Annotated in this window: 12 protein-coding genes; 6 read left to right on the plus strand and 6 right to left on the minus strand. The window is 69.9% G+C overall.

Annotated features, from left to right (window positions below; all coding sequences use genetic code 11):
- Positions 1-384 precede the first annotated feature (384 nt).
- Positions 385-2100, plus strand: a complete 1716-nt coding sequence (locus C472_RS13285; protein WP_006630363.1) for an aldehyde ferredoxin oxidoreductase family protein — start codon at positions 385-387, stop codon at positions 2098-2100.
- Between the two features lie 72 nt (positions 2101-2172).
- Here C472_RS13285 and C472_RS13290 read toward each other — a convergent pair whose 3' ends face one another.
- The gene (locus C472_RS13290; RefSeq protein ID WP_193788353.1) at positions 2173-3717 is read right to left on the minus strand and encodes an ATP-binding protein; all 1545 of its coding nucleotides are present in this window, start codon (positions 3715-3717) and stop codon (positions 2173-2175) included.
- Positions 3718-3719: 2 nt separating this feature from the next.
- Positions 3720-4424 carry a DUF5806 family protein gene (locus C472_RS13295; RefSeq protein ID WP_006630365.1) on the minus strand — a complete coding sequence of 235 codons (705 nt, stop codon included), beginning with the start codon at positions 4422-4424 and terminating at the stop codon, positions 3720-3722.
- A gap of 90 nt (positions 4425-4514) precedes the next feature.
- Here C472_RS13295 and C472_RS13300 point away from each other — a divergent pair, with 90 nt between their 5' ends.
- From C472_RS13300 to C472_RS13315, 4 genes are all read left to right on the plus strand, one after another.
- Positions 4515-4883, plus strand: a complete 369-nt coding sequence (locus C472_RS13300; protein ID WP_006630366.1) for a universal stress protein — start codon at positions 4515-4517, stop codon at positions 4881-4883.
- Positions 4880-5473 carry a GNAT family N-acetyltransferase gene (locus tag C472_RS13305; protein WP_006630367.1) on the plus strand — a complete coding sequence of 198 codons (594 nt, stop codon included), beginning with the start codon at positions 4880-4882 and terminating at the stop codon, positions 5471-5473. Before C472_RS13300 ends, C472_RS13305 begins: the two co-directional genes overlap by 4 nt.
- A gap of 50 nt (positions 5474-5523) precedes the next feature.
- Complete coding sequence (locus C472_RS13310) at positions 5524-6147, plus strand: adenylate kinase (RefSeq protein ID WP_006630368.1); 624 nt, start codon at positions 5524-5526, stop codon at positions 6145-6147.
- A gap of 139 nt (positions 6148-6286) precedes the next feature.
- On the plus strand, positions 6287-7192 hold the full coding sequence (locus C472_RS13315; RefSeq protein WP_006630369.1) for a DUF106 domain-containing protein: 906 nt from the start codon (positions 6287-6289) through the stop codon (positions 7190-7192).
- A 39-nt stretch (positions 7193-7231) separates the two neighbouring features.
- On the opposite strand, the gene C472_RS13320 is transcribed toward C472_RS13315, so the two are convergent.
- The 3 genes from C472_RS13320 to C472_RS13330 all read right to left on the minus strand — a co-directional run bounded on the left by C472_RS13320 (position 7232) and on the right by C472_RS13330 (position 10181).
- Positions 7232-8266, minus strand: a complete 1035-nt coding sequence (locus C472_RS13320) for a carbohydrate kinase family protein (RefSeq protein ID WP_006630370.1) — start codon at positions 8264-8266, stop codon at positions 7232-7234.
- A 50-nt stretch (positions 8267-8316) separates the two neighbouring features.
- Positions 8317-9600 (minus strand): DHH family phosphoesterase, encoded by a 1284-nt coding sequence (locus tag C472_RS13325; protein WP_006630371.1) that lies wholly within the window; start codon positions 9598-9600, stop codon positions 8317-8319.
- 116 nt (positions 9601-9716) lie between these two features.
- Positions 9717-10181 carry a universal stress protein gene (locus C472_RS13330; protein ID WP_006630372.1) on the minus strand — a complete coding sequence of 155 codons (465 nt, stop codon included), beginning with the start codon at positions 10179-10181 and terminating at the stop codon, positions 9717-9719.
- Positions 10182-10378: 197 nt separating this feature from the next.
- Here C472_RS13330 and C472_RS13335 point away from each other — a divergent pair, with 197 nt between their 5' ends.
- Positions 10379-10810 (plus strand): NUDIX domain-containing protein, encoded by a 432-nt coding sequence (locus C472_RS13335; RefSeq protein WP_161612649.1) that lies wholly within the window; start codon positions 10379-10381, stop codon positions 10808-10810.
- Positions 10811-10997: 187 nt separating this feature from the next.
- Here C472_RS13335 and C472_RS13340 read toward each other — a convergent pair whose 3' ends face one another.
- Positions 10998-12638 (minus strand): heme-binding protein, encoded by a 1641-nt coding sequence (locus tag C472_RS13340; RefSeq protein ID WP_006630374.1) that lies wholly within the window; start codon positions 12636-12638, stop codon positions 10998-11000.
- Positions 12639-12964 lie beyond the last annotated feature (326 nt).

The following is a 12964-nucleotide window of genomic DNA, read 5'->3' on the forward strand; positions in this document are numbered from 1 at the left end:
GACGCGCGACGCAAGGACCGCAAGGAGCGAACGGAGTGAGCGACTGAGGACCGCAGCAAGCGTGCGCCGCCCTCACGGCTGGGGCTTCGGTGGTGATCGTGTCGATCGGTCATTTATAAGCAATACCAACAGCGTATCGCCGAGCGGTTGGGGATTCGGACGTGTTCACCGCGTCAGCATCGACGCTATTCTCATCACCAACAGCAGACACGAAATATCCGCCTTATAAGCGGGCTGTATCAAACGGCTGTTTCACACGGGCCCGCGTCTGAATGATCGATCTATTTCCGATCCAGACGAGTACGTCTCCGAACCGGATCCGCCCGTCGTAGTCGCTCGAATTGCACCCCGAGTTTTATCGCCGCTCGCTCGTTCCGTACGCCCATGAGACACGCACAGGGACCGCTCCTCACGGTCGACCTGACGGAGCGCACCGCGACGACGACGCCGATCGACGACCGGCTCGACTCGTTCGTCGGCGGGCGCGGGCTCAACACGTCGCTCGCGTACGACCGGATCCCGTTCGACGCCGACCCGCTCGGCCCGGAGAACCGCCTCTACTTCTCGACCGGCCCGATGCAGTACTCGACGACCTCCTACACCGGCCGGATGGCCGCCACGAGCGTCTCGCCGCTCACGGACGGCCTGCTGTCGTCGAACGCGGGCGGGTTCCTCTCGCGGAACGTCACGGGCGCGGGGTACGCCGCGGTCGAGCTCGTCGGCGCGAGCGACGACCTCCTCGCGGTCCACGTCCGCGAGGTCGGCCCGGACGGCGAGCCGGACGTGCGGTTCGAGGAGGTCTCGGACTTAGCGCAGGCGGAGGTGTCAGCCGTCTCCGACCGGTTCGCGGAGACGCACGACTTGGAGCCGCAACACGTCGCCTGTATCGGCCCGGCGGGCGAGAACGGCGTCCGGTTCGCGTCGGTCATGACCTCCGACACCCGGGCGTTCGGGCGCGGCGGGCTGGGAGCGGTCCTCGGGTCGAAGGGCGTGAAGGCGCTCACGTTCGACGGCGAGGCCGACGCCGACCTCGACTGGCCGGACGACGCCGGCGAGATCCACCGGGAGGCCGCCACCTCCGACTCGATCATGAAACGGCAGGGGACGACGAGCGTGACGGAGCTGGCCAACGAGGTCGACGCGCTCCCGTCGTACTACTTCGCGGAGCGGTCCTTCGAGGGCGTCGAGGGCATCTCCGGCGACCGCGTCGAGGAGAAGAAGTACAAGAAGGGGACCTGCTCCAGCTGCGCGTTCGCCTGTAAGCTCCCGACCCGCGACGAGGAGACGGGCGTCGAGACGGAGGGGCCGGAGTTCGAGACGGTGATGGCGTTCGGCTCGAACGCCGGGGTCGACGACGTGGTCGACGTGATGCGCGCGAACGAGCTGTGCGACGAGCTGGGGATGGACACCATCTCCTGTGGCGACGTGGTCTCGATGTTCCTGGAGAGCGAAGACGAGTTCGGCAACGCGGGGCTCGTCCGCTCGCTCGTCGAGCAGATCGCCTACCGCGAGGGCGTCGGCGACAAGCTGGCGGAGGGCGTCCACCGCGCCCACGAGGAGTTCGGTGCCGACGACTGGACCGTGAAGGGCATGGAGTTCGCCGGCCACGACGGCCGCGCGCTCAACGGACAGGGGCTGGCGTTCGCGACCGCGAACCGCGGCGCGGACCACATGTACGGGGAGTTCTACCCCTACGAGTACCCGCTCGTCGACCCCGACGACGCCTTCGACCCGACGGGGCTCGACGGGAAGCCGCCGAAGCTCGTCGCGAAGGAGAACCGCAACGCGGTCCTCGACTCGGCGGTCGTCTGTAAGTTCTCGCGGGGCACCGTCACCGACGACCACCTCGCCGCCCTGCTGGACGCCGACTACGACGCCCTCCAGTCGCTCGGCGCTCGCGTCGTGGCGCTGGAGCGCGCGTTCAACAACGCCCGCGGCTTCGACCGCGCGGACGACACGCTCCCGTACGCCGACGCGATCGAGGGCTTCGACGCGGCGCTCTCGGAGTACTACGCGATCCGCGGCTGGAACGACGACGGCACCGTTCCGGGCGACGCCGCCGGTCTCGGCGCGGAGCGTCGACCGGCCGGCGACGACTGACGCGGTCGGCCCGTCGGCAGGGGCCGACGCAACCGAGCCGGCGACGACTGCCGCGGTCGGGCGGGCGGCCCCCTACTCCCCGCTCGCGTCGCCCGACTCGACGCCGACGCCCCGGAACTCGAAGCGCGCCCCGCCGCTCTCGCTCTCCGCGATCTCGACCGTCCAGCCGTGCGCCTCGGCGACCTCGGCGACGATGCTCAGCCCGAACCCGGTGCCGTCGGGGTCGGTCGTGACCCCCGGCTCGAACGCCTCCTCGCGCCGATCCGGGTCGATTCCGGGGCCGTCGTCCTCGACGTAGAACCCCTCGCCGTCGTCGAGCGGGCCGACCGCGACGGCGACGTCGTCGCGGCCGTGGACGACGGCATTGGCGAACAGGTTTTCGAGGGCCTGCCGCAGTCGGCTCCGGTCGGCCATGACGCGGACGTCGCCCCGGACGACGAGCGACGCCGACGCGGTGTCGACGCCGTCCCAGCACTCCTCGGCCAGCTCCGAGAGGGAGGCGGCCTCGGTGTCGTCGATCTCGGTCCCCTGTCGGGCGAGCGCCAGCATGTCCTCGACGAGCTCCTGCATCCGGTCGAGCGACCGGCCGATCACGTCCAGCTCACTCACGTCCTCCTGCTCGGATTCGAGTCGCTCGCGGAGCAGGTCGAGGTTCCCGGCGGCGACGTTGAGCGGGTTGCGGAGGTCGTGGGAGACGAGGCTCGCGAACTCCTCCAGCCGGTCGCGCTCGCGGGCGATCTCCGCCTCCCGGCTCCGGAGCTGTCGCTCGCGCTCGATCCGGACGAACACCATCGTCACCGTCGCGGCCCACAGCCGGGCGACCGCGAGGTCGGCCTCGCCGAACGCCTCCGGCTCGGTCGATCCGACGTCGATCACCCCGTACCGCCCGAGCGGCAGCACGAGCTCGCTCCGGATCGGCGAGTCCGGGTTGTACTGGTCCGGGTCCGCCCGCGTGTCAGAGACGTACTCCGGCTGCCCGGACTCGAACACCGCCCACGAGATGCTCCGTCCCTCGGCGGTGTACGTCGGGTGTTCGCCGACGACCTCGTCGGCCCGCGCCGTCCACGAGACGGGTTCGAGGAGGTCCCGGTCCGCGTCGTACAGCCAGATCGCCGCGATCGGGTGGCCGAGGACCTCCTCGACGTACTCGACGGCCGCCTCCGCGGCCACCTCCCTGTCGGTGGTCTTCAACAGGTCCTGCGTCGCCTCGTGGAGGGCTTCCAGCGTCTGCGTCCGCCGGTGGAGGCCGGACCCCGCCGTGCGCTCGTCGCCGTCGCCGACGACCGTGACGAGCAGGCGCGTCTCGCCGTCCCGCTCGAACGGCGCGAACCCGAGCGTCACGGGCAGCGCGCTCCCGTCCGCCCGGCGGACACAGAGGTCGAGGCCGACCGACACCGACCGGTGCTCGGGGTCGGCGACGTACCGGCCGAGCTCGTCGCCCGCGTCCCCCTCGTCGGGGTCGAAAAAGAGTTCTCCGACGGCCATCCCGACCAGGTCGTCTCTCGCGTGTCCGAACGCGGACTCCACGCGGGCGTTCCCGCCGCGGACGACGCCGTCGGCGTCGACGGTCACGACCGGGTCGGGGAGCGCGTCGAACGCCGCCGGGAACTCGTCCATCGTCACTCCCCTGTCGGCTCGTGAACGTGGCCGCACTCGGGGCAGCGGACCTCCTCGCCGCGGAGGTCCGCCGAGGAGGCGCGCACGTCGCGCATCACCTCGCTAATCCTATCTTCCGCCTCCAGTTCGTCGGCGACCGCGAGGTCGACCCCCTCGACCTCCAGCAGGAACTTCGCGACCTCCGTCACCTCGTACATCATCTCGTCTAAGTCCTCCGCGGTGAAGAAGCCGGACATCGCGCCGTAGAGGAACGTCGCCCCCGCCTTCGTCACCTTCTCCTCGAAGGAGTAGCGCGCCTGGTTGACCGCCTGCGGCGTGTACGTGTCGGTCATGAACGGGACGAGTTCGGGGAGGTTCTCGCCGATCTTCGTCATCTCGACGCCGGTCTCCGTGCGGAAGTCGGCGCAGAGCCGCGCGATGGCCCACTCGCGGGCCGTGATGTACGTCCGGTCGCGCAGGAACTCGTTGACGCGCTCGTAGCGCGCCCCGTCCATCTTCTTGAACCGCTCGTACTTGCGGACGTCGCGCGGGACGTCGTCGGTGTCGTCCGATTTACCGCCGGTAGCGCCCGACCCACCGCCGGGGATGTCCGCTTCATCGTCGCTCTCGCCACCGGCCGGATCGCCGGTCTCGGAGGGGGACCGGTCGGCGGCCGGATCGCCGGTCTCGTCGGCCGAGTCGGCGGCCGGACCGGTGTCGTCGCTCATATCGTTGAAACCCCGCGGCCGGGCAAAAGCCTTGTCGGTGGTCGCACGCACGGAGATCCACTTTTGTACCGTCGCGTGGAGGGGAACCACATGAAGGTGCTCTGCGGGATCGGCGGCAGCGACGACTCGTTCCGCGCGCTCGACCGGACGGTGGAGCGCGCGGCGGTCGCGAACGACGACCTGACGATCGCCGTGGTCGACAACGAGGACTCCGAGACCTCGCCCGACGAGGTCGCGGACCGCGCCACCGCGGCCGTCGACGAGGCGGGGATCGACGCCGAGGTGCGACGCGTGGAGGGGGACCCGGGGAGTCGGCTGGTCGAGATCGCCGAGACCGAGGGGTTCGAGGAGATCGTCCTCGGCGGCGGCCACACGAGTCCGATGGGGAAGATCACGATCGGGTCGATCGCGGAGTTCGTCCTGTTGAACGCCAAGACCTCGGTCACGCTGGTCAGATGAGCGACCGAGGGTACCCGGACGCGGTGGCCGACGAGTTCCCGCCGCCGCCGACGACGTTCACCGACCGCGAGGATCGGGAGATCGAGGTCCGCCCGTACGAGGGGGACGACGAGGCCCGCGAGGCGCTCGTGGAGATGTACGACAGCTTCGACCCGGCGGACCGCGCGCAGGGGATCCCGCCGGGCGGCGAGGAGCGCATCCGGGAGTGGCTGGAGGCGATCCTCCCCGGCGACTGCTACAACGTGATCGCCTGGTGCGGCGACGAGGCGGCGGGCCACGCGACGCTCGTCCCCGACGGCGACGCCTACGAACTGGCGATCTTCGTCCACCAGACGTACCAGCGCGCCGGGATCGGCACGCATCTCATCCGCGGCCTGCTCGGCCACGGGCAGGCGAACGGCGTCGAGAAGGTGTGGCTCACCGTCGAGCGATGGAACCGCGCGGCCGTCTCCCTGTACAAGAAGATCGGCTTCGAGACCTCCGACGCCGAGAGCTTCGAACTGGAGATGGGGCTGCGGCTGTGCCCGGATCCCGACGAGGAAACCGACGGATCGGGCGAGGAGGTCGACGGACCGGACGGCGACCAGTAGGGTTGGCCGGAATCTTCAAGCCTTTACGGGCGGCGCGCGACCGCTCCGGTATGAGTCATCGAATTCTGCTCCTCGGGGCACCCGGTGCCGGAAAGGGGACACAGAGCGCCAAGCTGGCCGACGAGTACGGCGTCGAACACGTCACGACCGGCGACGCGCTCCGCGCGAACAAGGAGATGGAGACGGAGTACGGCACGCCGAAGTCGTTCATGGACGCGGGCGAACTGGTCCCGGACCCGGTCGTCAACGAGATCGTCGAGGCCGCGCTCGACGACGCCGACGGGTTCGTCCTCGACGGCTACCCGCGCAACCTCGATCAGGCGGAGTACCTCTCTGAGATCACGGACCTCGACGCGGTGATCCTCCTCGACGTCGACGAGGAGGTCCTCGTCGACCGGCTCACCGGTCGGCGGGTGTGTGACGACTGCGGCGCGAACTTCCACGTCGACTTCCAACCGCCCGAGGAGCCGGGCGTCTGCGACGAGTGCGGCGGCGAACTGATCCAGCGCGACGACGACACCGAGGAGACCGCCCGCGAGCGCCTCGAAGTGTTCTACGAGAACACCGAACCAGTCGTCGAGCACTTCCGCGACGAGGGGGTCCTCGTCGAGGTCGACGGGGAGGCGACGCCGGACGAGGTCTTCGACCGGATCGCCGACGCCGTCGAGAGCTAATCGCCGACGCCGTCGAGAGCTAACCGTCGACCCCGTCGAACGCCGATCGGCGGCGACGACTCGTCCCCCGCGTCGTCGACTGCCGATTCGAGCCGCGATCCTACAAGGTTCTTAACCGTCGACCGCCAATCGGCCGCTAATGAGCAAAGTCGAACGGCGGGTCCGCTCGCTCGTCCGCGAGGACGGCGAGATGCGGGACGCCATCGAAGTGGTCCTCGACAACGCCAGCGGCGGCGAAGTCCGATGGGTCGACGTCCGCGACAAGATATCCAGCGGACAGTGGGGCCGACTCATCGAGAAGGAGATCCTCGTCGACGGCGAGGAGGGGTTCGCGCTCGCCGACCGCGACGAGATCGCGGCCGGGCTGGAGGACGACGACTCGGGCGGCAGCGACGTGGAGACCCCCGAGACGACCAGCTGGTCGAAGTGGGACAAGCTGGCGGGGCTGGCGACGGTCGGCGCGTTCGTCGGGTACGCGGTCAATCCGGTCCGGAACGCGATCGCCAGCGGGCTCGACGTGGTCCTCGGGCCGCTCCTGAACGTCGTCCCGTTCTACGTCGTGATCATGGTGATCGCCCTCGGGACGGGGCTGTACTCGACGCTGCTTCGCGCCGGGCTCATGGACATGGAGAAGATGAGCATGTACCAAGAGCGGATGAAGGACATCCAAGAGCGCCGGAAGGCCGCCGAGGAGCGCGACGACGACGAGGCGCTCGACGAGATTCAAGAAGAGCAGATGGAGGCGATGGGCGACCAGCTCGGCATGTTCAAAGAGCAGTTCCGCCCGATGGTGTGGATCATGTTCCTCACCATCCCGGCGTTCCTCTGGATGTTCTGGGTGATCGGCTACCGCGGGTCCGACGCCGCGTACCCCGCCGTCGCCGCCCAGGAGCTCGTCGTCCCGCTCGCCGGCACCGTCACGTGGGACACCGGGATCGTCGGCCCGATCCAGATGTGGATCCTCTGGTACTTCCTCTGCTCGATGGCGTTCACGCAGCTGGTCCAGAAGAGCCTCAACATCGAGATGTCGCCGTCGTCGTCGTAGGCGACCCCGTCCGCTTCTTCACGACTCTCTCTCCCCTCTTTACTCCCCTCCCGCGAGGAGCGACTCGACCGCTTCCCGCGACGGGATCGACCCCATGCCGCCGACCGCCTCGACCGACAGCGCCGCGGTCGCGTCGCCGAACGCGAGCGCGTCGCGGAGGGCGTCGTCGCCGTCACCGTCGCGGTCCTCGGACCCGTCCCCACGAGCGCCCGCGATCCGCGAGAGGAACCCGGCGGTGAACGCGTCGCCCGCGCCGGTCGCGTCGACCGCCTCGACCGCGAAACCGTCGTGCCGGACCGTCGCGGGGCCCCACGGGGCCGTCGCCGAAGCGGCCGCGAGCGCGCCCTCGTCGCCCAGCGTGACGACCGCGGTGTGCGGGCCGAGCGCGAGCAGGTCGCGGGCCAGTTCGGCCCCCTTGTTCGTCGACAGCCCGGCGGCCGAGACGTCCTCGTCGCTACAGAACACCACGTCGCTCGCGGCCACCGCCTCGCGGACCGCGGTCGACGCCGCCGCCGCGTCGCCGTCGGACGCGAGGGCCGCCCGGTAGTTCACGTCGAACGACACCGGGCAGCCGGCCTCGGTCGCCGCCGAGAGCAGTTCGCGCGTCGCCGCCCGCCCGTCCGGGTGGGTCAGCGCCGCGCCGCCGAGGTGGACCCACGGCGGCGCGTCCGCTCCCCCCGGCGACGCCTCTCCGTCGGGGGGTGCCAGCGCCTCAGCCGGGACCGCGTCGGGGTCGAACCCGAACGCGACGTCGCGGGAGCCGTAGAAGCCGAACCGCGGCCCGGCGGCGTCGGGCGGCGACACCACCGCGAGCGTCGTCTTCCCCGCGACGCGCTCGACGTGGGTCTCCGGGATCCCCTCGTCGGCGAGGGTCTCGGCGAGGAACTCGCCGAACGGGTCGTCGCCGAGGCGCGTCCAGAACGCGGTCGGGGAGCCGAGCCGCGCCAGCCCGACCGCGACGTTGGCGGGCGCGCCGCCGGGCCGGTGCGCGTAGCCCTCCACGTCCCGCAGCGTCGCCCCCGGTCCGGGCACGAAGTCGACGAGCGTCTCGCCGGCCACGAAGAAGTCCGCCATCGGCCGGACGAGCGGTGCCGATCGGTATGAAGGTGGGGATCGGGAGCGGCCTACTCGGCCGCGTCGTCGCCGGCGTCAACGTCGGTGTCGCCGTCGGCGGCCTCGACCTCCTCGGCGACCGCCTCGAACGCGGCGAGGATGACGCGCTTACACGCCTGTCCCTCGGTGCTCCAGTGGTGGGCGTAATCGAGCATGTCGTCGTAGATGTCGGGCTTACAGCCCGCGGCCTGCGGGTGGCCGCCGCCGTTCACCTTCCCGGCGACCTCGTGGGCGTGTCGGAAGTCGTCGGAGCCGCGGATCGACGCGGAGCCGGCGGGTTTGACGATCACGGCGGCGTCCGCGCCCGCCTCGCGGAGCCGCTCCGCGACCTCGTTCTGCGAGCAGCGCCCGTAGGTGACGGCGACGCGCCAGTCGCCGACCTCGTGGGTGACCGCGCGGCCGACCGCCAGGTCGATTCTGGCTTCCTTCTCGACGCGGCGCTCCTCGACGAACGACCGGACCGTCTCGGGGAGGTCGACGCCGTACGCGCCGATCACGGCCGCGTACTCCTCCGCGCCCGCCCAGTAGGAGTAATCCGCGAGGTCCGCAGAGCGCGGGTCCTCCTTGATCCAGAGGTCGTGGTCGCGGGTGACCGCCGCCAGCTCCGCCCAGCGGTCGTCGAACTCGCGGTCGAGCGACCGGAGCGTCACGTCCGCGGTACACTCCTCGTCCGACTCGCCGACGACGAGGTCGACGCCGGCCTCGCGCACCGCGGCGGCGGTCTCGTCGTCCCACTGGTGGTGGTCGAACCAGCGGGTCGAGTCGGTCGACTCCGCGAGCGCCTCCAGCGGCTCCGCGATCCACTCGTAGTCGTCGGGACAGAGGTCACAGACGAACAGGTCGACGCCGTCGTCCGCGTACCTCTCGACGCGTTCGAGCGCCGTGTCGATGGAGTACGGGCCCGCGGAGAGCAGCCCGACCGGCGACTCCGCGTGGGCGTCGGCGGTGGGGTCCGCCTCGTCGTCGTCCGCGCCCCCCTCGCCGTCACCGTCCGCCGTTTCGTCCGATTCGTCGCTGTCCGCGTCCTCCTCGTCCGCGAGCCGCGCCGCGATGGCGTCCTCGAAGGGCTCGGCGTCGAGCGCGGCGTCGTACGCCTCGCGGATCATCGCGGCGCAGGCGAGGCCGTCGGCGTCGCCGTCGGCGATCACGACCGCCTCGCAGCCCTCGATCGTCTCCCTCGCTCGCCGCTCCGCGCGCTCGTCGTCCAACGAGTCGGGGTAGAAGAAGCCCTTCCCCGGCAGCTTCGTGTACCGCGATCGGGGGGCGTCCCCCGTCTCGATGAGGTCGTCGTCCATACCAGCGAGGGGGGCGGCAGCCGGAAAACTCCGCCGCTCTCGCGTCGGCTCGGCGGGCGCGGGACCGGACGTCGCTCGCGCGAGCCGTCGACTACGTGGGCGTCGCTCGCCGCCCCTCAGATCGTCGTGCGCCGCGGGTCCTCCTCGGTCAGCTGTCGCACCGTCAACACCGGGATCGGACAGGTGCGGACGACGCGCTCGGCGACGGAGCCGATGAGGAAGCGGTTCTCGCCGTGCCGCCCCCGGGTCCCCATCGCCACGAGGTCGGCGTCCACGTCGCGGGCGTACGCGTCGATCTCCGAGGCGGGCCGCCCCTCGCGGACCTCGATCGTCACGTCGAGGTCGCCGTCGCGGTCGGTGGCGGCGTCCTCGACGCGGTCGAGCGCGTCGCGCCCTTGGTCGTCCAAGGCCTCGCGGAGGTCGTCGCGCACCGTGTCCGGCGACGACTCCACCTCGCTGGCGTCGACGACGTACACCGCGTGGACCTCGGCGTCGAACCGCGCCGCGACGTCGACCGCGACCGAGACGGCCCGCCCGACGCTGTCGGAGCCGTCGGTCGCGACCACGATGGTATCGAACATGGAGAGTCGTTGGCCGGTGGAGTAGGTAAAACCCGGCGGTCGGTCCGATCCGAGCGCGACGTATTTGGGCACTGACTGTCGCTGTTCGACGAACCGCGGTCTGGCGGAAAACCACCGGGAGCCGTCTCACGGCTAAGCCTTCGATAGGATCGTCCGGATCGCGTGGATTTATTCTCGTTACGGAGATATCCCCGTATGTGACTGATTCTCCCGATTCAGAGGAGTCTAACTTTCGCGGGCACGTGACGCAGAAAGCAGTCGTATTCAGCGAGGACGACGACGTCCTTCTGGTCCGCCCGGATAACGAAGGTCCGTGGTCCATCCCCGGTGGCCGTATTCAGGACGGTGAAGCTGCTGACGCGGCATTAGAACGCGAACTCCGCGAGGAAACAGCCCTCTCCGTCCGTGTCGGCCAACCGGTTCACGCGATGACCGACGTTTGGGTTACTAGCGATGGTGAACCGATGTTCACCGTCGTGTACGACTGTGAGACTGACGAGACCGAAATTACACTCAACCACGAGCACGAGGAATACAAGTGGGTTTCACCCGCAGAGGCGAGAAACCAGATGCCGATCGAGCCGTTGAAGACTGCTGTCGAAAGAGCAATCACACGACACGAAGCGTAGCGGAGACAACCCGGTGTTCGTTCCTTCGTTCTCCGGCGCTAACCACTCTGATCGATCGCGTCCAACTGCCATGTCAACCACGGCCACGAAAATCTAACACGCTCTCAGAACTCCGACAGGGCCGTGGGCTCGGCCACCGGGCTCGTCGCCCCGTATCGGGATTGAGGGGTTCGACGCCCGACCCGTCTCAGGCGAGGAAGACGTGGCGCGGTCGGTCGGCGAGCACGTCGCGGCCCCACTGGACGGTCTCGGAGAACTCGTCGGAGCGGAAGAAGCCCATCGCGTCCTCCTTCGCGTTCCACTGGCTGGCGATGAACATGTCGTTCTCGTCTTCGACGTTCACCATCAGGTCGGTCTCGACGTGGCCGTCCATCTCGGCGAGCAGTTCGCCCACGTCGTCGAAGGTGTCGACGAACTCCGGCTGGTAGTCTGGCTTGACGGTGTAGAACATCCCCATCGTGCCGAAGCCGGACTCCTCGCCGGCGCGCGCGACGATGTCCGGGAGCTCGGAGAGGAAGCCGCCCGCGGTCTCCGCGGCCGACGCCGTGTCCCAGATGGAGACGACCGCGGCGCGGTCGGTGTGGCGGCCCTCGTACACCGCGGTCTTGACGTGGGTGCCGTAGTGGTCGAAGTTGCCGCGCAGTCCCTCGACCTCGTCGAACAGCTCGTCCACGTCGGCCTCGCTGTAGAGGACGGTGGCGTACACGTCCTCCCCGTGGGGTTTGCCGGCGTAGATGTCGAGGTCGGCGAGCTCGCCGCGGATGTCCGCGTCGTCGCCCTCGCCGCCATCGCCGTGACCGTCGTGGGCGTCGCCGCCGTGACCGTCGCCCTCGCCGTGGGGATGGTCGCCCTCGCCGCCGGCCTCCTCGTCGCCGTGCGGGTGGTCGCCGTGGGCGGGCCCGCCGCCAGCGCCCGAGTGATCGTGTCCCTCGCCGCGGCCGTGCCCGTCGTCCGTGTGGTGGCCCCCCTCGCTCCCGTGGCCGTGTGCGCCGTCGTGGCCCTCTTCGCCGTGGGGGTGGCCGGCGCTGTCCGCCTCGGGGACGCGTCCGGTCGGGACCGTCTCGCCCGCGAGGAACGCGCCGAGGTCGCTCGGCGGGAACCGGCGGCCGACGTAGAAGTCGCCGAACTCGCCGTACCGCGAGGAGGCGGGGTCGAAGCGCATCTCGTAGACGATGTCCTTGATGTCGGTCGGGTCGGAGCCGAACAGCGTGACCCCCCACTCGTGGTCGTCGAAGCCGACCGAGGAGGCGATCACCTGCTTGATCTTCCCCGCGTACTCCTTGCCGACCTCGCCGTGGCCGGCCATCAGGTCGGCGCGCTCCTCGAAGTCGAGGTCGTACCAGTTGTGCTCCTCGCCGCGGCGCTTGCTCATCGGGTAGAAGCTGACGTACTCGTCGTCGGGAATCTCGGGTTTCAGCTTCCCCTCGATGTACCGGCGGAGCCCCTCGTCGACGGCGTCCGCGCCCTCCTCGAAGTAGTCGTCGGAGACGTACCCCGACACCTCGGTGACGGAGACGTAGGAGGTCTCGCGCTCGGTGAACTGCGCGAGGGCGGTGTCCTCGAAGCGGCGCTCGATGGCGGACAGGTCGTCGAGGGAGGGGCGGAAGTGGAGGAAGAGGAGGTCCGCCTTGTGACCCAGCACGGAGAACAGCGCGGACTCGCCGTCGTCCGCGTCGGCGATCAGCTCGCGGTGTTTCAGGAAGGACGCCCCCTCCTCGATCGCCCGCTGCCGTTCGGACTCCGGCGCGTCGCGCCAGGCGTCCCAGTCGATCGAGCGGAAGTCGTGTAGCGAGAACCACCCTTCGGCGGTCTGTGGAGCCTCGACCATACGCCGGCTTGGGTCCCCGCGACTTAGGGGCTTGCGGGTCGTCCCGATGTGAGGGAATCGATCGGACGGTAGACGGTGGTCTCGAACTCGGGGGCAGTCTCAGGGAATTCGACGTTTCCACCGCTCGCTACGACGAGACCGACGTTGTGACCGAGACCGCCGAAGCCCCAGACGCGCACTACGGCGGAACCGAGGCCGTAGCCGAGACCACCGAAGCCCCAGCCGAGAGGCGGGCGCACGCTCGCCGCGCGCCTCGTCGCTCACTCCGTTCGCTCCTGCGGTGCTTACGTCGCCTGCGCCCGCCTCTCGGCTGCCCCTTCGAGTCC

Origin of the sequence: Halorubrum tebenquichense DSM 14210 (genome assembly GCF_000337415.1) — an archaeon.
GTDB lineage: Archaea > Halobacteriota > Halobacteria > Halobacteriales > Haloferacaceae > Halorubrum > Halorubrum tebenquichense.

Bases quoted from the DNA above. Each gene is read 5' to 3' on its own strand.
- C472_RS13315 (WP_006630369.1), top strand. From the start codon at position 6,287: ATGAGCAAAGTCGAACGGCGGGTCCGCTCGCTCGTCCGCGAGGACGGC.
- C472_RS13330 (WP_006630372.1), bottom strand. From the start codon at position 10,181: ATGTTCGATACCATCGTGGTCGCGACCGACGGCTCCGACAGCGTCGGG.
- C472_RS13305 (WP_006630367.1), top strand. From the start codon at position 4,880: ATGAGCGACCGAGGGTACCCGGACGCGGTGGCCGACGAGTTCCCGCCG.
- C472_RS13310 (WP_006630368.1), top strand. From the start codon at position 5,524: ATGAGTCATCGAATTCTGCTCCTCGGGGCACCCGGTGCCGGAAAGGGG.
- C472_RS13300 (WP_006630366.1), top strand. From the start codon at position 4,515: ATGAAGGTGCTCTGCGGGATCGGCGGCAGCGACGACTCGTTCCGCGCG.
- C472_RS13325 (WP_006630371.1), bottom strand. From the start codon at position 9,600: ATGGACGACGACCTCATCGAGACGGGGGACGCCCCCCGATCGCGGTAC.
- C472_RS13285 (WP_006630363.1), top strand. From the start codon at position 385: ATGAGACACGCACAGGGACCGCTCCTCACGGTCGACCTGACGGAGCGC.
- C472_RS13340 (WP_006630374.1), bottom strand. From the start codon at position 12,638: ATGGTCGAGGCTCCACAGACCGCCGAAGGGTGGTTCTCGCTACACGAC.
- C472_RS13290 (WP_193788353.1), bottom strand. From the start codon at position 3,717: ATGGACGAGTTCCCGGCGGCGTTCGACGCGCTCCCCGACCCGGTCGTG.
- C472_RS13295 (WP_006630365.1), bottom strand. From the start codon at position 4,424: ATGAGCGACGACACCGGTCCGGCCGCCGACTCGGCCGACGAGACCGGC.
- C472_RS13320 (WP_006630370.1), bottom strand. From the start codon at position 8,266: ATGGCGGACTTCTTCGTGGCCGGCGAGACGCTCGTCGACTTCGTGCCC.